Below are 19775 nucleotides of genomic sequence, written 5' to 3'. Positions count from 1 at the left end.
CCGCCCCCCTTGGGCCGGCTTACGTTGACGGTGTGACGACCTTGCGCGGCACCTTCGCACCCGGCTCGCCCGACTTCGCGTATCTCCCCTTCGAAGTCCCGCCGGGCACGGCAGAGTTGAAAGTCGCCTACACCTACGACAAACCCCCCGTCCCGCCCGGCACCCCCGGCAACGCGCTCGACATCGGGCTGTTCGACCCGCGCGGGACCGAGGTCGGCGGGCGGGGGTTCCGGGGCTGGTCGGGCGGGGCGCGGAGCGAGTTCTCCGTGCGGGCCGACGCGGCGACCCCCGGCTATCTGCCCGGACCGCTCACCCCCGGCACCTGGCACATCGCCCTCGGCCCCTACACCGTCGCCCCGCAGGGGCTGGCCTACGAGGTGACCGTCACCCTGACACCGGGGCCGGCCGCAACGCCACCCGATCCGGTGTACCCGCCGGACCGGGCCCGGGGGCGGGGGCGGGACTGGTACCGGGGCGACTGCCATCTGCACTCCTGGCACTCCGACGGCCGCCGCACCCCCGCCGAGATCGCGGCGCTGGCCCGCGCCGCCGGGCTGGACTTCGTCAACAGCTCCGACCACAACACCAACGCCGCGCACCCCCACTGGGCCGACGCCGCCGGCGACGACCTGCTGGTGCTGCTCGGCGAGGAGGTCACCACCCGCAACGGGCACGTGCTCGCGCTCGGCACCGACCCGGGCACCTTCGTCGACTGGCGCTACCGGGCCCGCGACGGCCGCTGGGCGCACTTCGCGCGGGCGATCCGACGGGCCGGCGGTCTGGTCGTACCGGCCCATCCGCACGGCGACTGCGTGGGCTGCTCCTGGCGGTTCGGGTTCGCGGAGGCGGACGCCGTGGAGGTGTGGAACGGGGTGTGGACGCCCGACGAGGAACTGGCGCTCGCGGGCTGGGACACGCGGCTGGTGGCGGCGGCGCGGGGCGAGCGGGCGTGGCTGCCCGCGATGGGCAACAGCGACGCCCACCGTGATCCGGACGTGGTCGGGCTGCCCCAGACGGTCGTCCTCGCCGACGGCCTGACCCGGGAGGCGATCCAGGAGGGCCTGCGGGCCGGGCGGTCCTACGTGGCCGAGTCGCGCCATGTCTCGCTGGACTTCTCCGTGACGGCGGAGGGGGGCGGGCGGGCCGGGATCGGGGAGCGGCTGGCGGTGGCCCCGGACACCCCGGTGACCGTGCGGCTCCAGGTGTCCGGCGCGCCGCGCTGCGCGGTGCGGTTCCTCACCGACCAGGGCCTGGTGTTCACCGGCGAGCCGCTGCCGGTGTCCGGCACGGGGACCGTGGAGTGGCGCACCTCCCCGGCCCGCGCGGCCTATGTCCGCGCCGAGGTGCGGCACGAGACGGCGCTGGGTCCGGTGCCGGGGGCGATGGCCGCGTTCACCAACCCGGTGTTCCTCGGGCCGGTCAGCGGCGGGTGGCCCGGCGCAGCGCGATGATCTCGGCGACCGCCTCCAGCCAGCGGGCGGCGCGTTCCTCGGCCCCCGGGGTGGCGGCGGCCGGCGCGGCGCCGGTCAGCCACTGACGCAGCAGGGCGGCCGGTTCCGGGGAGGGCAGCGGCTCGGGCAGCCCGGCGGCGTACCCGAGCCCGCCCGCCCGGACGATCCCGGCGAGGAACACCAGGGAGCGGGGCAGCACGCCGAGCCGGTCCAGGGTGACCGCGGCGGCCACCGCCCCGTCGCCGAACAGGGCGGTGCGGAGGGCGTCCTGGGTCAGGCCGTGGCGCAGCAGGGCGGCGACGTCGGTGGCGGCCAGGACCTCGTCGTCGGTGCGGGAGTCGGGCGCAGGGGGCATACGGGCCTCGGTTCCGGTCCGGGTCAGCGGACGGTGATCGTGAAGACGTAGAAGCCGGCGCCGGTGCCGTGGGCGTGCGGGTCGGCGGTCAGCGTGGGGTACGGGGTCGGGGAACCGCTGGGGCTGGGGCCGAGGGTGGAGCGGTCGTCGGGGCCGGGGCCGGTGCACGTGTACAGCGGGCAGTGCAGCAGCCGTACCGTCGTACGGCCCTCGGCCAGCGCGGTGAAGTCGAAGGAGCGGGTGGAGCCGGTGCTGCCGTCGGCCTCGCTGTTGTCGCCGGTGGTGTGTTCGCCCCGAAAGGCCAGCACCGCCTTGTCGGGGCGCGGGTCGGCGAGGTACCAGTGCTCGCCGAGGGTGGGGGCCGAGGGGACGGTGAGGGAGAAGCGCTCGCCCGGCCGTACGGTGATGTCCCGCCGCTCGATGCCGTACTCGGTGCCGCCGCCGCCCGGTGCGGCCCGCAGGGTGCTGGTGCTGGTGCCGCCGACGGTGGGGGCGGGCGCGCCGGTGGTGCCGCCGTCCGTGCCGCAGCCGGTGAGGGCGAGCAGGGCGAGGAGCGCGGCCGGGGCGAGCCGGGTGGTGCGGGAAGTCATGGTCGGTCTCTCAGTCCTGGGGCAGGTGCACCGCGTAGGCGTCGGGCAGTTGGCTGTTGCTGGCCTTCGCCATGCCGCCGTTGACGAAGTCGTCCTCGCTGACCCAGGTGGTCTGGCCCCACGGGTTGTAGATCTCCAGCTTGTCACCCTCCTGACCGATGATCATCATGGCGTGTCCGTGCCGGGTGCCGTCCGCCTCGTAGCCCTCGACGCCGATCGGCACCGGCCTGCCCTCGGCCACCGCCTTCTCTATCTCCGGCAGGACGTTGCGCCGGGCCTCCGCGCTCTTGACCTCGTGTAGTTCGTAGGCGCTTCCGGTCTCGGGGCTGATCTCCTTGTTGACGACCTCGGTCTTGCCCTCGAGGACCATGCCGTCCCAGTCGGCGCCGCCGTGGCCCTCGGTGTGCACCCGGTGCTGTTCGTCCACCAGGCGGCGGCGGAAGGCGGCGGGGTCGTTCTCCTGGCCGCTGGGGCCGCCGGTGAGCGAGAGGGCGTACACGGGGTCGACCATGGCGCGGGCGGTGACGGTGGAGGAGGCCACGCAGGTGCCCTCGCGGCCGTCGCCGCCCTGCGCCCACTGCTGGCCGCGGAAGCTCTGCAGGTCGGTGTTGACGTTGGCACCGCTGCCCGCGTCGACGCCCTCGTCCTTCAGGCTGTCGCCCTGGGTGACGATCGGGGACAGGTGCTGCTGGAGCCAGGCCGGGTCCTTGCCGTGGATCTTCTGGCCGAACGTCTCGATGTCGTCCACGCTGTGGCCCGCGGCGAGGGCCTTCATCAGGTACGCCTTCTCCTGCGGGGACCCGGCGCCCGCGAGGAGGTGGTCCATCCGGGCCCGGTCGGCCGCCGGCAGCCGGTCCATGGCCTGCCCGGAGCGCTCCAGGTCATTGGCGGTGAGGATCTCGTTGTAGTCGGCGGCGCCGGCCTTGCCGCTGGTGTCGGAGAGCATCAGCCGGTCCACCGCGGACAGTCCGCCGGTGCGCAGCTTCCCGGCGCGGGCCTCGGCCGCCCACTTGTTCAGGTCCCGGGTGGCGGCGCGTACGGCGTCGTCGGCGGCGACGGCGGCCTTGTGCATCAGGTCGACGCCGTCGGTGGCGACCGACCGGGCCGCGGCGAGGGCCTGCTTCTCCTCGTCGGTCTCGATCATGCGGTCGACGACGTCGAAGAAGCCCTCCCTCGGGCCGAGTCGCCGTCTGGCCTCCTCCAGGCGGGCGCGGCCGTCGGCGTCCTGCCGCCGGGCGTGGCCGAGGGCGTCGGCGAGCGCGAACAGCGCCTTGGCGCCGCCGTCGAACGCCTCGGCCATGTCCGTCGCGGCCCGCGCGGCGGCGGCCACCCCGTCGGAGGCGAGGACGCTCGTCTTTCCGGTCCACACCTCGGGCAGGCCCTTGCGGGCCACCTTGTTCACCCGGTCGTGCAGATCGCCGGCCTTGTCGACCTGGCCGCGGTAGCGCTTGCCCAGCGACTCCAGGGTCGCGGGGTCGCCCTGTGGCGCGGGGACGAACAGGGCGCCTTCGATCTGGTCCAGCAGGTCGTTCTTGGAGGCGGCCTCGGGGATGCTGTCGCGCAGGCCGGACAGCCAGGAGCGGCGGGCCGCCGGGGAGTCCAGCGGGCCGAGGAATCCGGTCATCGTCGGCCCCTCAGTAGCGGGAGAGGGCCGACGGCCGCTCGGCGTACACGGGCATGGTGGTGACGGCGCCGCCGCCCGCCGGCGTGGGCATGGTGGTCACGGCACCACCACCGGCCGGGGTCGGCATCGTGGTGAGGCCGCCGGGGACGGCCGCGGCGCGGGTCGCCACCGTGTGGTCGGCGCCGCCGTACGCGCCCTTGGCCAGGCGGACCTTGCCCGCCAGCTCGTGCAGCGCCGACTCCAGCGTGGTCGCCTCCGACTCCCAGGCGGCGGCGAACGCGTCGAACGCCGCCGCCGGCTCGTCGCCGCCCAGCGTGTCCGCGGACTGGTTCCCGGCGGGGCGGACCGCCTCGGCGATGTGCCCGGCGTCGTCGCCCGCGCCGTCCAGTTCCGTCGCCTGCCCGGCCATGCCGGACCTGACCGTGTAGCCGTCCGTGGACGCGCCCATGAAGCTCCCCCGTCGCGTTGGTCCCTGGCTGCGGGAGGCTAACACGCTTGGTCCCGGGGCCCGTCGACGTGTCACAGGCCCCGCACGGGCCCGCCACACCCTTCACGCGCGGGCCGGGTCAGCCCGGCCACACCAGCGCCTGGACCTCGCTGTAGGCGTGCAGCGCGTACACGCCGACGTCCCGGCCGACCCCGCTCATCTTGAACCCACCGAACGGGGCCTCCATGTTGCGTCCGACCGTGTTGACGCCCACCCCGCCGGCCCTCAGTCGCCGCGCCACCCGGAAGGCGCGGGCCACGTCACCGGACCACACGTAGTCGAGGAGGCCGTAGTCGGAGTCGTTGGCCAGGGCCACGCCCTCCTCCTCGTCGTCGAAGGGGATCACCGTCACCACCGGCCCGAAGATCTCCTCCCGGGCCACCCGCATGTCGTTGCGGCCGTCGGCGAGCAGGGTCGGGGCGACGTAGAAACCCCGGTCGGACGGCGGGCGTTCACCGCCGGTGACGACCACCGCGCCTTCCCGGCGGCCGAGTTCGACGTACGACTCGATCCGCGCCCGGTGCTCCGCCGAGATGACCGGCCCCACCACCGTGCCGGGGTCCCGCGGGTCCCCGACCTTCAGCCGGCGCGCGTACCCGGCCAGTCGCTCCACCAGCCGGTCGTACACCCCGCGCTGGGCCAGGACCCGGGTCGGCGCGGTGCAGATCTGGCCGCTGTAGAAGGAGAAGGTGGTGCCGATGCCGGCGACGGCCGAGGCGAGGTCGGCGTCGTCGAAGACGAGCGCGGCGCCCTTCCCGCCCAGCTCCATCAGCTGCCGTTTCATGTCCCGCCCGCACACCTCGGCGATGCGCCGGCCGACCGCCGTGGACCCGGTGAAGCTGACCATGTCGACGTCGGCGGACCCCACCACCGCCTCGCCCACCGCGACCGCACGGCCGGAGACGACGTTCACCACGCCGGGCGGCACCCCGGCCTCGGCCAGCGCCTCGGCCATCCGGTACACCGACAGCGGGTCCTGCGGGGCGGGCTTGACCACCACGGTGTTGCCCATGGCCAGCGCCGGGGCGATCTTCCCGGCCGGGTTGGCCCACGGGTTGTTGTACGAGGTGACGCACGCGACGACCCCGACGGGCTGGCGTACCGCGAGCGCCCCCATCACCGCGGCCTTCCCCATCGGCCCGGCCTCGTTGATCTGCGGGGCGATGGGCCACTCGGCGGGCTCCGCCCGCGCGTACCGGGCGAAGCGGGCGGCGGCCACCCCGACCTGCATCGCCCGGGCGGTCCCGGTGGTCGCGCCCGTCTCGGCGCGGGCCAGGTCGGCGTACGGCCCCAGCCGGTCCCGGATGATCCCGGCGGCCCGCCCGAGCAGCGCCGCCCGCTCCCCGGGCGGGGTCCGCGACCAGGCGCCGAACGCCTCCCGGGCCGCCGCGCAGGCCGCCCGCGCCTGTTCCGGGGACGCCTCCGGCGCCCGGCCGACCCTCTCCTCGGTGGCCGGGTCGGTCACCGGGTAGTGCCCGCCGTCCGGGGCCACCCACTCCCCGCCGACGAACAGCGCCTGCCCCTCGCGGGTCACCGTGTACTCACCGTCCGGGTGTCCCGCCCGGAGCGCAGGACCCGGCCCGGCACGGCCCCCGTCACCACGCCGTCGCGGATCGTCTCCGCCCCGTTCACCCACACCGCCCGCACACCGATCGCCTCCGAGTGCAGCCGGGGGCCGCCGCCGGGCAGGTCGTGCACCAGCCGGGCCGGGCCCGCGTCGACGCGCTCCGGGTCGAACAGCACCAGGTCGGCGTGGAATCCCTCGGCCACCCGGCCCCGGTCCCGCAGCCCGAAGAGGCGGGCCGGGTCGTCGGTGAGCATCCGCACCGCCTGCTCCAGCCCGGCCAGTCTCCGGCCGCGCAGGCAGTCCCCGAGGAACCGGGTGGTGTACGGCGCCCCGCACATCCGGTCCAGGTGGGCGCCCGCGTCCGAGCCGCCGAGCAGGACGTCCTCGTGCCGCCAGGTCTCGGCGCGCAGCGCCCAGGAGGCCGGGTCGTTGTCGCTCGGCATGGGCCACAGCACCGTGCGCAGCCCGTCGTGGGCGCAGATCTCGACCAGGCAGGCGAAGGGGTCCTGGCCGCGTTCGGCGGCGATGTCCCGCACCACCCGGCCGGTGAGCCCCTGGTTGGCCGCGCTGTAGGTGTCCCCGATGACGTACCGCCCGAAGTCGGCGAGCCGCCGGAACACCCCGGCCTCCTCGGACCGGGCCCGGCGCAGCAGCTCCTCCCGTACCGCGGGGTCGCGCAGCCGGTCGACGCGCTCGGGCACCGGCAGGGCGAGGACCGCCCCCCAGCCGGGTATGAGGTTCAGGGCGCAGAACGTGCCCAGGGACATGTTCATCGGGGTGAGGATCGGCATGGTGAGCGCCACCACCCGCCCGCCGGTCTTCCGGGCCCGTTCGCTCGCGCTCAGCTGGCGGGGCACGCGGTCCGGGACGGCGGCGTCGACGGTGAGGACGTTCCAGTTCAGGGGCCGGCCGGCCGCCGCGCTCAGCTCGGCCAGCAGCTCGATCTCGTCGTCGGCGAAGCGGTCCAGGCAGCCGGCGACGATCGCCTCGATCTGGGTGCCCTCGTGCTCGCCGACGGCCCGGGCGAGGGCCAGCAGCTCCGCCGGCCGCGCGTACCGGGAGGCGACCGGGCGGCCGTCCCCGTCGGAGTGGGTCCCGGACCGCGTGGTGGACAGCCCCCAGGCGCCGGCGTCCATGGCGTCGTGCAGCAGCCGGAGCATGGCGCGCAGCTGCTCCCCGGTGGGCTGCCCGCCGACGGCCTCCGCACCCATCGCACAGCGGCGCAGCGCGCAGTGCCCCACCATGAACCCGGCGTTCACGGCGATCCGGCCCTCCAGGGCGTCCAGGTACTCCCCGAAGGAGTGCCAGCTCCAGGGCGCGCCCCGCTCCAGCGCGACCAGGGACATCCCCTCCACCCTGGACATCATCCGCCGGGTGTAGTCGGCGTCCTCGGGCCGCGAGGGGTGCAGGGGCGCGAGGGTGAACCCGCAGTTCCCGCCGACCACGGTGGTCACCCCGTGGCCGAGCGAGGGGGTGGCGTACGGATCCCAGAACAGCTGGGCGTCGTAGTGGGTGTGGGGGTCCACGAAGCCGGGGGCGAGGACGAGTCCCCGGGCGTCCTCGGCGGTACGGGAGGCTTCGTCCGCCTTTCCGACGGCGGCGATCCGGCCGCCCCGGATACCGACGTCGGCGGTGAAGGCGGGGGCACCGGTGCCGTCGACGACGGACGCGCCCCTGATGACGTGATCGAACACTGGGTGACTCCTTCGATACCGGAGGCGCTGACCTACCCAGGGGCGCGGGGAACCGCGCGACCAGCTGCAACGCACCCGCACCCGCCAACGGCGCTCACCCGGCGGCCCGGAACCGCGAGGTCCGGTGCACCGGATCCGTGTCGATCTTCGGGATCACGTGCTCCCCGATCAGCCGTATCGTCCGCAGCGTCTCCTCCTTCGGCACCCCCACCGGCAGCCCGAAGGTCAGCTGGTCCGCCCCGGCCCGCTCCCACCGCTCGCACTGGCGCAGTACCTCGTCGGGGTCGCCGCAGATCAGCAGCTCCTCCTCGATCAGCAGCTCCACGAACTCGGGTGTGTACTCCGGCAGGGTCTCGGGCCACACCGGGAACCCCTCCGGCCGGGGGAAGGTGTCGTGGTAGCGGAACACCAGCGAGGGCAGGTAGTGCAGCCCGCCGCCGACCGCGGTCTCGACGGCCTCGGCGTGCGTGGGCGCGCAGATCGCGGTCGTGGTGACCATGACGTTGTCGTTGACGAAGTCCCCCACCGGCTCGGCGTCCACGATCGCCGTCTTGTACTGCTCCAGCACCCACTCCATGTCGGAGACCTTCTGGACGCTGAAGCCGAGCACCCCGAGCCCCTTGCGCGCGGCCATGGCGTACGACGGCGGGGACCCGGCCGCGTACCACATCGCCGGGTGGGACTTCCCGTACGGCTTCGGCAGGACCTTGCGCGGCGGCAGCTGCCAGTGCTTGCCCTGGAAGCCCGCGTACTCGTCCTGGAGCCACATCTTGGGGAACTCGGCGATCGTCTCCTCCCAGATCTCCTTGGTGTGGTTCATGTCGGTGATGCCGGGCAGGAAGCCGAGGATCTCGTGCGAGCCGGCGCCGCGCCCGCTGCCGAACTCGAAGCGGCCCTCGGTGAGGTGGTCCAGCATGGCGACCTTCTCGGCCACCTTCACCGGGTGGTTGACCGGGGCCAGCGGGTTGAAGATGCCGGAGCCCAGGTGGATCCGCTCGGTGGCGTGGGCGAGGTAGCCGAGGAAGACGTCGTTGGCGGACAGGTGCGAGTACTCCTCCAGGAAGTGGTGTTCGGAGGCCCAGGCGTACTTGAAGCCGGACTTGTCCGCCTGGATGACGTACTCGGTCTCCTCCATCAGCGCCTTGTGCTCGGCCAGCGGGTCGGTCTCGGCGCGCTTGCCCACGTATCCCTGTACAAAGATCCCGAATTCCACGGCGGTTCACCGTCCTCAAAGTTTCTGACACACCGTCAGATACGGCTGTCGGCCGACTGTCGCACCGGCCGCCGTGACCGTCAAGGGACGACGGCCGGTCAGATCACGCTGACCCCGGCCAGCCATCCCCCGTCGATCACGAACGGCTGCCCGGTGATGTAGGAGGAGTCGTCCGAGGTGAGGAAGAGGGCGAGCCGGGCCACCTCCTCCGGCTGCCCGATCCGGCCGAGCGGAACGAGCCCCCGGTAGAGCTCCTCCAGCGCCCGGCTCGTCTCCTCCGGGTCGGCGTCCGGGTCCAGCCGGGCCGGGTTGGACATCGCGGTGTCGATCGCGCCCGGGCAGATGGCGTTGACCCGGATCCGCCGCGAGGCCAGCTCCAGCGCGGCCACCCGGGTCAGCCCGAGCACGGCGTGCTTCGTCGCCGCGTACGTGCCCACGGCCGCCATGCCGGTCAGGGCCGTGTACGAGGCGGTGTTGACGATGGTCCCGCCGTCCGCGAGTTCGGGCGCGACGGTCTTCATCCCGAGGAAGCAGCCGACCTGGTTGACCTGCACGACCTGCATGAACTCCTCCAGCGGGGTGTCCACCAGGGCGTTGAAGCGCAGGATGCCCGCGTTGTTGACCAGCCCGTCCAGGCGCCCGTACGCCCGCTTGACCTCGGCCACGGCCTGCCGCCAGCCGTCCTCGGTGCCCACGTCGAGGTGGACGTAGAGCGCGCCGATCTCCTCCGCGAGGGCCGCCCCCCGCTCGTCCAGCACATCGGCCACGGCCACCCGGGCGCCCTCCGCACGGAACAGCCGCGCCTCCTGCTCGCCCTGCCCGCGCGCCGCCCCGGTGACGAGGACGACCCGCCCGTCCAGCTTGCCCATACCGTCTCCTCAGTCCAGCCGGGGCGCGACCTCGGCCCCGAACACGCCTATCTGGTCGATGAGTTCGGCCCGGCTCCGGCTGCGCAGCCGCACCTGGACCTGGTGCGCGCCCAGCGCCCGGTAGGCGCGCAGCGAGGCGGCGATCTCCTCCGGGGGCCCGGTGAGCGTGCGCGGGCCGACGTCCCAGCCGGGCCGGCCGACGTACAGCGGCCCGGCGAGGGCGCCGACCGTGTACGGGCCGTCGAGTCCGGCCTCCTCGCGCAGCCGCCGGATCCGGGCGGCCCGCTCGGCCAGCCGCTCGGGCGGGTCCCCCTGCGGCAGCCAGCCGTCGCCCTTCAGCGCGGCCCGGCGGACGGCGGCGGGCGAGGAGCCGCCGACCCACAGGGGGACGCGCGGCTGCGCGGGGCGGGGGCGCTGGCCGAGCCCGGCGAAGTCGTAGTACGTCCCGTGGTGCTCGGGGAACTCCTCGGGGCCCAGCGCGGCCCGCAGGGCGTCCATCGTCTCGTCCAGTACGGCCCCGCGCCGCGCGAAGTCCACCCCGAGCGCCTCGAACTCCTCCCGGACGTGCCCGGCGCCCACCCCGAGGACCAGCCGTCCGCCGGAGAGGTGGTCCAGGGTGGCGTACTGCTTCGCGGTGTGCAGCGGATGGCGCAGCGCGACCACGGCCACATGGCTGAGCAGCCGGATCCGCGTGGTGACGGCGGCGAGGTGGGCGAGGGTGGCCACCGGGTCGTACCAGACCGTGCCCATGGCCCCGGCCAGGCGGCGCGGAACCGCCACGTGGTCGCAGCAGGCGACGTAGGCGAACCCCGCCGCCTCGGCCGCGCGGGCGACGGCGACCAGGTCCGCCGGGCCGGCGGCGGCCTCCCACGGCTCGGCGTACAGGGTGCTCTGCGACTGCACGGGCAGCTGGATGCCGTACGCCGGCGCGCTCACCGCCACAGTCCCTGGGGGGTGAGCCCCAGCAGCTCGATGGCGTTGCCCCTCACGATCCGCTCGACCACGTCCGGCGCGAGATGCCCCATCTGTGCCTCGCCGACCTCGCGGGACCGCGGCCAGGTGGAGTCGGAGTGCGGGTAGTCGGTCTCGTACAGGACGTTGCCGGCGCCGATGGCGTCCAGGTTGCGCAGCCCGAAGGCGTCGTCGAAGAAGCAGCCGTAGACGTGCTCGGCGAACAGTTCGGACGGCGGCCGGCGCACCTTGCCGGCGACCCCGCCCCACCCCCGGTTCTCCTCCCACACCACGTCCGCGCGCTCGAGGATGTAGGGGATCCAGCCGATCTGCCCCTCCGCGTACATCACCCGCAGATTCGGGAAGCGCTCGAACTTGCCGCTCATCAGCCAGTCGACCATCGAGAAACAGCAGTTGGCGAAGGTGATGACGGAGCCGACGGCGGGCGGGGCGTCGGCGGAGGTGGAGGGCATCCGGCTGCTGGAGCCGATGTGCATGGCGATCACCGTGCCGGTCTCGTCACAGGCCGCGAAGAACGGATCCCAGTAGTCGGCGTGCACCGACGGCAGGCCCAGGTGCGGGGGGATCTCGGAGAAGGCGACGGCCCGCACCCCGCGCGCGGCGTTGCGGCGCACCTCCCGGGCGGCCAGCGCGGCGTCCCACAGGGGGACGAGGGTCAGCGGTATCAGCCGCCCGCCCGCCCGCGGCCCGCACCACTCCTCCACCATCCAGTCGTTGTAGGCGCGCACGCACAGCAGGGCCAGCTCCTTGTCGGCGGCCTCGGCGAAGGTCTGCCCGCAGAAGCGGGGGAAGGTGGGGAAGCACAGGGCGGACTGGACGTGGTTGACGTCCATGTCGGCGAGGCGCGCGGACACGTCGTACGACCCCGCCCGCATCCGCTCGTACGTGATGACCTCCAGCCGGACCTCGTCCCTGGCGTAGCCGACGGCGGTGTCCAGCCGGATCAGGGGCCGGCGCAGGTCCTCGTAGACCCACCAGTCGCCGACCGGCCCCTCGTCCCCCGGGGTGCCCATGACGGGCTTGAAACGGCCGCCCAGGAAGGTCATCTCCTTCATCGGCGCCCGTACGATCCGGGGCCCGGTCTCCCGGTACCGGCTCGGCAGCCGCTCCTGCCACACACCGGCGGGCTCCACGGTGTGGTCGTCCACGGAGATGATCGGCGGGAACTGTGTGGTCTCCATGCGGTTCACGGTAGCGCCGATCTGACGGTCCGTCAGCTACGTGTACGGGCCGTCCCCGGCGCGCGAAGGGGTGTGAGAACCCTGTGGAACGCGTGAGGGCCTTGTGCCCCGGTGGCCGCGCCCTTGTGATCGGTGTCTCGCACGGCTGACGCAACCGCCCGGAACAAGGCAAACTGACGGGGTTGTTCGTGACGCCGAGGGGGACGAACGCATGGACGGTGGGCCGCGAGTACCCGAGCAGCGGCGCGCCGGCTCCGCGGGCACCGCGGAGACCGGCACGCTGCGCTTCGGCGTGCTCGGTCCGGTGCGGGCCTGGCGCGGCGAGAAGGCGCTCGGCACCGGCTCCCCGCAGCAGCGCGCCCTGCTGGCCGCGCTGCTGCTGCGGGAGGGCCGTACGGCCACGGCGGCCGAGCTGATCGACGCGCTCTGGGGATCCGAGCCGCCGCCCCAGGCGCTGGCGGCGGTGCGCACGTACGCGTCCCGGCTGCGCAAGATCCTGGACCCCGGGGTCCTGGTCAGCGAGTCCGGCGGGTACGCCGTGCGCGGGCTCGGCGAGGGCGCGCTGGACATGTCGAGGGCGCAGGACCTGGCGGCGGAGGCGGAGAAGGCGCGGGGCGCCGGCGATCTCGGCACGGCCCGGGGGCTGCTGCGGCAGGCGCTGGCGCTGTGGGACGGCGAGCCGCTGGCCGGGGTGCCCGGCCCGTACGCGGAGACCCAGCGGGCCCGCCTGGAGGAATGGCGGCTGCAGCTCCTCGAATCCCGCCTGGACATGGACCTGGAGCAGGGCGGCCACGCCGAGGCGGTCTCCGAACTGACCGCCCTGACGGCGGCGCACCCGCTGCGGGAACGGCTGCGCGAACTCCTCATGCTGGCGCTCTACCGCAGCGGCCGGCAGGCGGAGGCCCTCGCGGTGTACGCCGACACCCGCCGCCTGCTGGCCGAGGAGCTCGGGGTCGACCCGCGCCCCGGCCTCAGCGACCTCCAGCAGCGCATCCTGCGGGCGGACCCGGCCCTGGCCGAGCCCTCCGCGCCGGTGACGGAACAGGCGGCGGCGCCGGTCCGGCCCGCCCAGCTGCCCGCGACCGTGCCCGACTTCACGGGCCGCGCGTCCTTCGTCGCCGACCTGAGCGCCGTGCTGTCCTCCGCGTCCGAGGCGGAGGGCCGGGTGATGGCGGTGTCCGCGCTGGCCGGCATCGGCGGCGTCGGCAAGACCACCCTGGCGGTGCACGTCGCCCACCGCGCGCGGTCCGCCTTCCCCGACGGGCAGCTGTACGTCGACCTCCAGGGCGCCGGTCCGCGCCCCGCCGAACCGGAGACGGTCCTCGGCTCCTTCCTCCGCGCGCTCGGCACGGCGGACTCGGCGATCCCGGACTCCCTGGAGGAACGGTCGGCGCTGTACCGCTCGGTGCTGGACGGCCGGCGGGTGCTGGTCCTGCTGGACAACGCCAAGGACGCGGCCCAGGTACGGCCGCTGCTGCCCGGTACCGAGGGCTGCGCGGCCCTGGTGACCTCCCGCGTCCGCATGCTCGACCTCGCGGGCGCCCATCTGGTCGACCTCGACGTGATGTCCCCCGACGAGGCCCTGTGCCTGTTCACCAAGATCGTGGGCGAGGAGCGGGTGGCGGCGGAGCGGGAGGCCGCGCTCGACGTCGTGGCGGCCTGCGGCTTCCTGCCGCTGGCGATCCGCATCGCCGCGTCCCGCCTGTCGGCCCGCCGCACCTGGACGGTCTCGGTGCTGGCGGCCAAGCTCGCCGACGAACGGCGCCGGCTCGACGAACTCCAGGCGGGCGACCTCGCGGTCAAGGCCACGTTCGAACTCGGCTACGGCCAGCTGGAGCCGGCCCAGGCCCGCGCCTTCCGCCTCCTCGGCCTGGCCGACGGCCCCGACATCTCCCTGGCCGCGGCGGCAGCGGTCCTGGACCTCCCGGCCGAGGACACCGAGGAACTCCTCGAATCCCTGGTCGACACGTCCCTCCTGGAATCCGCGGCCCCCAACCGCTACCGCTTCCACGACCTGGTCCGCCTCTACGCCCGAGCCTGCGCAGAACGCGACGAGGCCCGCCCGAGCGAACGGGAGGCGGCGATGTCGCGGTTGCTGGACTTCTATCTGGCGACGACGGCAGGGGTGTACGCGGTCGAGCGGCCTGGGGACCGGCTGGTGGACGATCTGGAGCCGACGGAGTACGCCGGGCTGCGGTTCACCGAGGCGACGGCGGCGCTCGACTGGCTGTACACCGAGGCCGCCCCTCTCCTGGCCTGCGTCAGGCAGACCGCCGGGACCGACCGACTGCGGCGCGGAGTCGACCTGCTGTGGGCGGCCAAGGACCTGACCGAGTCCGGAGCCAACTCCCACCAGTACGAGATGACGGCTCGGGCGATGTGCGAGGCGACTCACGCAGCACGGGACGCCCGGGCGGAGGGCAGGGCACGCACCGTGCTGACCGACGTCCTGCTCGTTTCCGGACGCATTCGGCAAGCGGAGGCAGAAGCCCGTATCGCGCTCGAACTGGCCGAAAGGGTGGGCGACTCGACCGCTGAGAGCTGGGTCGCGAACAACCGGGGACTCCTGTGCCTTCACGAGGGGAGGCACGCGGAGGGCAAAGCCTTCTTCGAGAGGGCCATAGAAGGGCTTCGAGCAGCGGGCAACCGGCCGTTCGAAGCAACCAGCCTCGGGAATCTGTCACGGGCCTACCTGGGGATGGGCGACATCACCCGAGCGGTGGAGATCGCTCAGCGCGGAGTCGCCGCACACAGCGAGATCGGCCGGACCGTGCGCCTCGCCAACAGCCACTACGCGCTGGGGGTCGCCATGATTCAGGCAGGCCGCCACAGTGAAGCCCTCAACCAGTTCTCCGACGCCTTGCGGATCTTCGGCGACCACCGGCAGCGGCTGTGGGAGGGAACGACCAACTTCCGTATCGCGGAGGTGCACCTGGCCGCCCTTCGCCCGGCACAGGCCGCCCAGTACGCGGAGCAGGCTCTGGCACTGGGCTGCATCGGTGGCGACCGCATGCGCGGCAACGTACTGATGCTCCTGGGGCGGGCATTGACCAAGCTCGGCCAAATAGACCGCGCGAGGGCGTGCTGGCGCGAGGCGCTCAACCTGTACGAGCAGACGGGGGCACCGGAGGCCGACAGCGTGCGCGCACTCGTCGCACCGACCTCCGCCCATTGAGACGCGCGTTCACGCCCACGTTCAGCATTCGTTTATCAGCAGCAGGCAATCTCTTACGTGCCGGACCGTCGCGTCGGGGGGCAGACGGTCTGACATGGAGCCCGACCCAATAGAGTGCGGCTCCGAACGCCCGTCCGGTGGCCCTCGGGGGAGCCCCTGGGCGGGCGTTCGTCACTCGTCACAACAGCGGAGGAACAAAGATCATGACCGACCAGACGAAGGACGCGGCGGCCACTCCGCAGGACAACGCCATGCCCACGCCGCCTGCCGCCGACGACGCCATCACCACTCTCGACAACGCGATGCCGTCGGGTCCCCTCAAGGACACCATCAAGACGATGGACAACGCCATGCCGGCCCCGCCGCGCGCCCTGGACCTGAACGACAAGTAAGCCACCAACCCGACGGGGGATCGGCCGCGGCGGCGCGGAGGGGGAGTCGTCGTGGCCGGGGTGTGAACGGGGGGTCGAGGGGCCGGGTCGGGGGACCCGGCCCCTTGGCATGCCGGCCGGGCGGTCAGCCCCGCGCCCGAAGCTCCCCCTTCAGTATCTTTCCGCTCGCGTTCCGGGGGAGGGTCGGGAGGAATTCCACTGATCTCGGGGCCTTGTAGTTGGCCATCTCGTGGCGGGACCAGGTGATCAAGGTGTCCGGGGTCAGGGGGGAGCCGGGGCGGGGGACCACGTAGGCCTTGGCGACCTCGCCCAGGCGGGGGTCGGGGACGCCGATGACCGCCGCTTCCGTGACGTCGGGGTGGGTCAGGAGGAGGCGTTCTATTTCGGCGGGGTAGGCGTTGAAGCCGCCGACGATGAACATGTCCTTCAGGCGGTCGGTGATGCGCAGGTTTCCCGAGGGGTCCAGGACGCCCACGTCGCCCGTGCGCAGCCAGCCGTCCGGGGAGATCGCCTCGGCGGTGGCCCGGGGGTCGTCGTCGTAGCCGCGCATGACGGTGAAGCCGCGGACCAGGACCTCGCCGGGCGCGCCGGGCGGCAGGGGGGCGCCGTCGGTGTCCGCCACCCGCACCTCGGTGCCGGGGATCGCCCGTCCGGAGGTGGACGCGATCACGGACGGGTCGTCGCCGCGGCGGCACATCGTGACGAGGCCGGACGCCTCGGACAGGCCGTAGGCGGTCAGGACGGTCGCCACGCCCAGCTCCGTACGCAGGCGTTCCACCAGTGACAGCGGCACCACCGACGCGCCCGTCACCACCAGCCGCAGTGTCGACAGGTCGTGGGCGTGCCGGGCCGGGTGGTCCAGGAGCTGCTGGTGCAGGGCCGGCGGGCCGGGCAGGACGGTGATCCGTTCCGTCGCGATGTTCGCCAGCACCGTCTCCGCGCCGGACACCGGCTGCGGGATCATCGTCGCCCCGCGCGTCAGGCACGCGATCACCCCGGCCTTGTAGCCGAAGGTGTGGAAGAAGGGGTTGACGATCAGGTAACGGTCGCCGCGGCGCAGGCCCGCGAGGTCCGCCCAGATGTCGTAGGCGCGCAGGGTCTGGCCGTGGGTGGTCACCACGCCCTTGGGACGGCCCGTCGTACCCGAGGTGTAGGTGATGTCCGACGGGGCCGTGCCCGTCAGGTGCCGGCTTCGGGTGCCGACTTCCGACGCGGGTACGGACTCCCCTGCCGTCAGGAAGTCCTTCCAGGTGCGGAAGGCCGGGGGCGCGTCCGTCGCGAAGACGACCACCTGTTCCAGGTCGGGCAGGGCCGGCAGGGGGCGGTCCGTCGCGGGGCCGGTGCCGGCCGCCCGGCGCAGGGCCGCGACGTAGGACGTGCCGAGGAAGGTGCCCGTCACGAACAGCAGCCGGGCCCGGCTGCGGCGCAGCACGTCCGCCGCCTCGGCCCCCTTGAAGCGGGTGTTCAGCGGGACCAGGACGGCGCCGGCCGAGACCGCGCCCAGGGCCGCGACGATCCACTCCGCCGAGTTGGGGGCCCAGACGGCCACCCGGTCGCCGGCCCGTACCCCGCTCGCCAGGCAGGCCGCCGCCGCGCGCTCCACCCGGGCGCCCAGTTCGGCGTAGCTGATCCTGGTCCGGCCGTCGGCCACGGCCTGGGTGTCCGCGTACCGTTCGGCCGCCGACCGGACCAGTTCCGGGATGGTCTCCCACTCGCTCACGGACCGTCCTCCCCCGCACGGGAACAAGTGCTGACAGCTTGTCAGGTTAGCTGTAATCTGACGGGCTGTCAGGAGAGAGGGGTGCCATGGCAGCACCAGGGACCGCACCGGGGATCAAGGACGCCGCCGCCATCGTCGGGATCGGGCAGACCGCCTTCGCCCGGCACCTCGCCGAGGACGAGCGGACGCTCGCCTGCCGGGCCGTGCTCGCCGCGCTCGACGACGCGGGGATCGCGCCCGGCGAGGTCGACGCGCTCGCCTCCTACACCATGGAGGACACCGACGAGGTGGAGCTGGCGAAGGCCGTCGGGTTCGGGGACCTGACCTTCTTCGGCAAGGTGGGCTACGGAGGCGGCGGTTCCTGCGCGACCGTCGCGCACCTGGCCGCCGCCATCGCCACCGGGCAGGCCACCGTGGGCGTGGCCTGGCGGTCGCGCAAGCGCGGCAGCGGACCCCGGCCGTGGACGAACACGACCGCGCAGCTGCCCACCCCGGCCCAGTGGACCCGGCCCTTCGGACTGCTGCGGCCCGCCGACGAGATCGCCATGCTGGCCCGGCGCTACATGCACGAGTACGGCGTCACCCGCGACCACCTGTTCAACGTGGCGCTGGCCTGCCGCAACCGGGCCAACCAGAACCCGGCCGCCGTCATGTACGACCGGCCGCTGACCCGGGAGATGTACATGACCTCCCGGTGGATCAGCGAGCCGCTGTGCCTGTACGACAACTGCCTGGAGACGGACGGGGCGCTCGCCTGCGTGGTCGTCGGGCGGGAACGGGCCCGGGACTGCCGGCAGCGGCCCGTGTATGTGCACGCCGCCGCCCAGGGGCTGCCCGCCCAGCACCACGGCATGGTCAACTACTGGACCGACGACCCGCTGACCGGCCCCGCCTGGACCGCCGCCCGGCACCTGTGGAAGCACGCCGACCTCACCCCGCGGGACGTCGACGTGGCGCAGATCTACGACGCCTTCACCCCCCTGATCCCGCTGTCCCTGGAGGGCTACGGCTTCTGCGCGCGCGGCGAGGGCGGCGCCTTCACCGAGCAGGGCGCCCTGGAGACCGGCGGCCGGCTGCCGGTCAACACCGCCGGGGGCGGGCTCAGCGAGGCCTATGTGCACGGCTTCAACCTGATCACCGAGGGCGTGCGGCAGCTGCGCGGGACCAGCACCGCCCAGGTGCCCGGCGCCGCCGCCTGCCTGGTCACGGCCGGTGAGGACGTACCCACCTCCGCCCTGCTGCTGAGGAGCTGACCGCCATGCTGACCCCCGTCACCGACGCCGACGGCGCGCCCTTCTGGGAGTACGCGGCCCGCGGCGAGCTCCGCGTCCAGGCCTGCGCCGACTGCGGGGAGGCCCGCTTCCCGCCCCGGCCCTGCTGCCCGCACTGCCAATCCTTCGCGTGCGAGTGGCGGCCGGTGCCGGGGCGCGGGCGGGTGTGGTCGTACGTCGTGGCGCATCCGCCGCTGCTGCCCGGCTACGCGGAACAGGCGCCGTACAACGTGGTCGTCGTGGAGCTGGAGGAGGCCCCGCGGATCCGGCTCGTGGGGAACGTGGTCGCGCACGCCGGGGCCCGGCTGGACTCCGTCGATCCCGGCCGGCTGCGGATCGGCGCCCGGGTACGGGCCGTCTTCTCCGGCGGGCTGCCGCAGTGGGTGCTCGCGTGAACGGCGTCCGCCTCGACGTCGACGAGGACACCCGGGTCGCCGTCGTCACCCTGGACCGGCCGGACCGGCTCAACGCCATCGACCTGGGGATGGCCGCCGGACTGAGGGACGTCTGGCGGACGCTGCGGTTCGCGGAGCGAGTGCGGGCCGTCGTACTCACCGGGGCTGGGGAACGGGCCTTCTGCACGGGCATCGACCGGGACGCCGTCGTACCGCAGCCCCCGTCGCCGTACATGCGGGACGATCCGCTGCTGGACGTCGGGCCGAAGGCGAACGGGCTGTGGAAGCCGGTGGTGTCCGCCGTGCGCGGGATGGCCTGCGGCGGGGCCTTCTACCTGCTGGGCGAGAGCGACTTCGTCGTGGCCGACCCGACGGCCGAGTTCTTCGACCCGCACACCACGTACGGCATGGTCAGCGCGTACGAGTCCGCGCTGATGGCGCTGCGGATGCCGTACGGGGAGGCCGCGCGGATGATGCTGATGGGGACGGCCGAGCGGATCTCCGCGCGGCGGGCCCACGAGATCGGCCTGGTCTCCGAAGTGACCGGGGAGGGCGGGGCGTTGGCCGGTGCGGTGCGCTGTGCGGCCGTGCTCGCCGGGTATCCGCCCGAGGGGGTGCAGGGGACCGTGCGGGCGCTGTGGGCGGCCCGGGAGGCGGCGCTCGCGCAGGCGTTCGCGCAGGCGCCGCACCTCGTCGCGCTGGGCAATCTGCCGGCCGAGCGGCAGGCGGAGCTGTTCGCCGGCCGGCGGCGGGAGTACCGGGTGCGCTAGCCGGCGGCGGGAACACCCGGTGCCGGTGCCCGGGGGGCGTCGCGTAGTC

General features: G+C 73.9%; 17 protein-coding genes. 6 read left to right on the top strand and 11 right to left on the bottom strand.

Annotated features, from left to right (window positions below; genetic code table 11):
* The first annotated feature begins 32 nt into the window (after positions 1–32).
* On the top strand, positions 33–1451 hold the full coding sequence (locus IE251_RS06765) for a CehA/McbA family metallohydrolase (RefSeq protein WP_189751968.1): 1419 nt from the start codon (positions 33–35) through the stop codon (positions 1449–1451).
* On the opposite strand, the gene IE251_RS06760 is transcribed toward IE251_RS06765, so the two are convergent.
* From IE251_RS06760 to IE251_RS06715, 10 genes are all read right to left on the bottom strand, one after another.
* Complete coding sequence (locus tag IE251_RS06760; RefSeq protein WP_189751967.1) at positions 1420–1806, bottom strand: hypothetical protein; 387 nt, start codon at positions 1804–1806, stop codon at positions 1420–1422. The genes IE251_RS06765 and IE251_RS06760 overlap by 32 nt on opposite strands.
* A 23-nt stretch (positions 1807–1829) precedes the next feature.
* Entirely contained in the window at positions 1830–2396 is a 567-nt protein-coding gene (locus tag IE251_RS06755; RefSeq protein ID WP_189751966.1) for a protease inhibitor I42 family protein, read from the bottom strand.
* Between the two features lie 10 nt (positions 2397–2406).
* Positions 2407–4020, bottom strand: a complete 1614-nt coding sequence (locus IE251_RS06750) for a peptidoglycan-binding protein (protein ID WP_189751965.1) — start codon at positions 4018–4020, stop codon at positions 2407–2409.
* Positions 4021–4030: 10 nt separating this feature from the next.
* Positions 4031–4468: a hypothetical protein gene (locus tag IE251_RS06745; RefSeq protein ID WP_189751964.1), complete on the bottom strand. Its 438-nt coding sequence runs from the start codon at positions 4466–4468 to the stop codon at positions 4031–4033.
* Positions 4469–4586: 118 nt separating this feature from the next.
* On the bottom strand, positions 4587–6041 hold the full coding sequence (locus IE251_RS06740; protein WP_229896639.1) for an aldehyde dehydrogenase family protein: 1455 nt from the start codon (positions 6039–6041) through the stop codon (positions 4587–4589).
* Complete coding sequence (locus tag IE251_RS06735; protein WP_189752174.1) at positions 6038–7843, bottom strand: N-acyl-D-amino-acid deacylase family protein; 1806 nt, start codon at positions 7841–7843, stop codon at positions 6038–6040. Before IE251_RS06735 ends, IE251_RS06740 begins: the two co-directional genes overlap by 4 nt.
* A 19-nt stretch (positions 7844–7862) precedes the next feature.
* A complete protein-coding gene (locus IE251_RS06730) occupies positions 7863–8981 on the bottom strand; it encodes an LLM class flavin-dependent oxidoreductase (protein WP_189751963.1) in 1119 nt (372 codons plus the stop codon).
* 98 nt (positions 8982–9079) lie between these two features.
* Positions 9080–9850, bottom strand: coding sequence for an SDR family NAD(P)-dependent oxidoreductase (locus IE251_RS06725; protein WP_189751962.1), 771 nt, complete (start codon positions 9848–9850; stop codon positions 9080–9082).
* Between the two features lie 9 nt (positions 9851–9859).
* A complete protein-coding gene (locus IE251_RS06720) occupies positions 9860–10786 on the bottom strand; it encodes a TIGR03619 family F420-dependent LLM class oxidoreductase (RefSeq protein ID WP_229896637.1) in 927 nt (308 codons plus the stop codon).
* On the bottom strand, positions 10783–12003 hold the full coding sequence (locus tag IE251_RS06715; RefSeq protein WP_189751960.1) for an amidohydrolase family protein: 1221 nt from the start codon (positions 12001–12003) through the stop codon (positions 10783–10785). Before IE251_RS06715 ends, IE251_RS06720 begins: the two co-directional genes overlap by 4 nt.
* 211 nt (positions 12004–12214) lie before the next feature.
* Between IE251_RS06715 and afsR the strand changes: the two genes are divergently transcribed.
* Together afsR and afsS are read left to right on the top strand one after the other, a co-directional pair.
* Positions 12215–15178, top strand: coding sequence for an SARP-family global regulator AfsR (gene afsR / locus IE251_RS06710; protein ID WP_189751959.1), 2964 nt, complete (start codon positions 12215–12217; stop codon positions 15176–15178).
* Between the two features lie 203 nt (positions 15179–15381).
* The gene (gene afsS, locus IE251_RS06705; RefSeq protein ID WP_189751958.1) at positions 15382–15570 is read left to right on the top strand and encodes a regulatory protein AfsS; all 189 of its coding nucleotides are present in this window, start codon (positions 15382–15384) and stop codon (positions 15568–15570) included.
* Between the two features lie 124 nt (positions 15571–15694).
* Here the strand turns inward: afsS and IE251_RS06700 are convergent, their stop codons facing one another.
* Positions 15695–17290, bottom strand: coding sequence for a FadD3 family acyl-CoA ligase (locus IE251_RS06700; protein WP_189751957.1), 1596 nt, complete (start codon positions 17288–17290; stop codon positions 15695–15697).
* A gap of 86 nt (positions 17291–17376) precedes the next feature.
* Between IE251_RS06700 and IE251_RS06695 the strand changes: the two genes are divergently transcribed.
* From IE251_RS06695 to IE251_RS06685, 3 genes are read left to right on the top strand one after another with little or no spacing between them, the layout of a single operon-like run.
* Complete coding sequence (locus tag IE251_RS06695; RefSeq protein WP_189751956.1) at positions 17377–18543, top strand: lipid-transfer protein; 1167 nt, start codon at positions 17377–17379, stop codon at positions 18541–18543.
* Between the two features lie 5 nt (positions 18544–18548).
* Complete coding sequence (locus tag IE251_RS06690) at positions 18549–18956, top strand: Zn-ribbon domain-containing OB-fold protein (RefSeq protein ID WP_189751955.1); 408 nt, start codon at positions 18549–18551, stop codon at positions 18954–18956.
* A complete protein-coding gene (locus IE251_RS06685) occupies positions 18953–19726 on the top strand; it encodes an enoyl-CoA hydratase/isomerase family protein (RefSeq protein WP_189751954.1) in 774 nt (257 codons plus the stop codon). The genes IE251_RS06690 and IE251_RS06685 overlap by 4 nt, the downstream gene beginning before the upstream one ends.
* Positions 19727–19775: the final 49 nt, after the last annotated feature.

The organism is Streptomyces eurythermus (genome assembly GCF_014649115.1).
Taxonomy (GTDB): Bacteria; Actinomycetota; Actinomycetes; order Streptomycetales; family Streptomycetaceae; genus Streptomyces; species Streptomyces eurythermus.
This window is presented reverse-complemented; position numbering and strand designations above follow the sequence as displayed.

What these genes read in the sequence shown, in the direction of transcription:
- IE251_RS06760 (WP_189751967.1), bottom strand. Translation starts at nt 1,806, where the DNA reads ATGCCCCCTGCGCCCGACTCCCGCACCGACGACGAGGTCCTGGCCGCC.
- IE251_RS06755 (WP_189751966.1), bottom strand. Translation starts at nt 2,396, where the DNA reads ATGACTTCCCGCACCACCCGGCTCGCCCCGGCCGCGCTCCTCGCCCTG.
- IE251_RS06750 (WP_189751965.1), bottom strand. Translation starts at nt 4,020, where the DNA reads ATGACCGGATTCCTCGGCCCGCTGGACTCCCCGGCGGCCCGCCGCTCC.
- IE251_RS06745 (WP_189751964.1), bottom strand. Translation starts at nt 4,468, where the DNA reads ATGGGCGCGTCCACGGACGGCTACACGGTCAGGTCCGGCATGGCCGGG.
- IE251_RS06725 (WP_189751962.1), bottom strand. Translation starts at nt 9,850, where the DNA reads ATGGGCAAGCTGGACGGGCGGGTCGTCCTCGTCACCGGGGCGGCGCGC.
- IE251_RS06715 (WP_189751960.1), bottom strand. Translation starts at nt 12,003, where the DNA reads ATGGAGACCACACAGTTCCCGCCGATCATCTCCGTGGACGACCACACC.
- afsR (WP_189751959.1), top strand. Translation starts at nt 12,215, where the DNA reads ATGGACGGTGGGCCGCGAGTACCCGAGCAGCGGCGCGCCGGCTCCGCG.
- afsS (WP_189751958.1), top strand. Translation starts at nt 15,382, where the DNA reads ATGACCGACCAGACGAAGGACGCGGCGGCCACTCCGCAGGACAACGCC.
- IE251_RS06695 (WP_189751956.1), top strand. Translation starts at nt 17,377, where the DNA reads ATGGCAGCACCAGGGACCGCACCGGGGATCAAGGACGCCGCCGCCATC.
- IE251_RS06690 (WP_189751955.1), top strand. Translation starts at nt 18,549, where the DNA reads ATGCTGACCCCCGTCACCGACGCCGACGGCGCGCCCTTCTGGGAGTAC.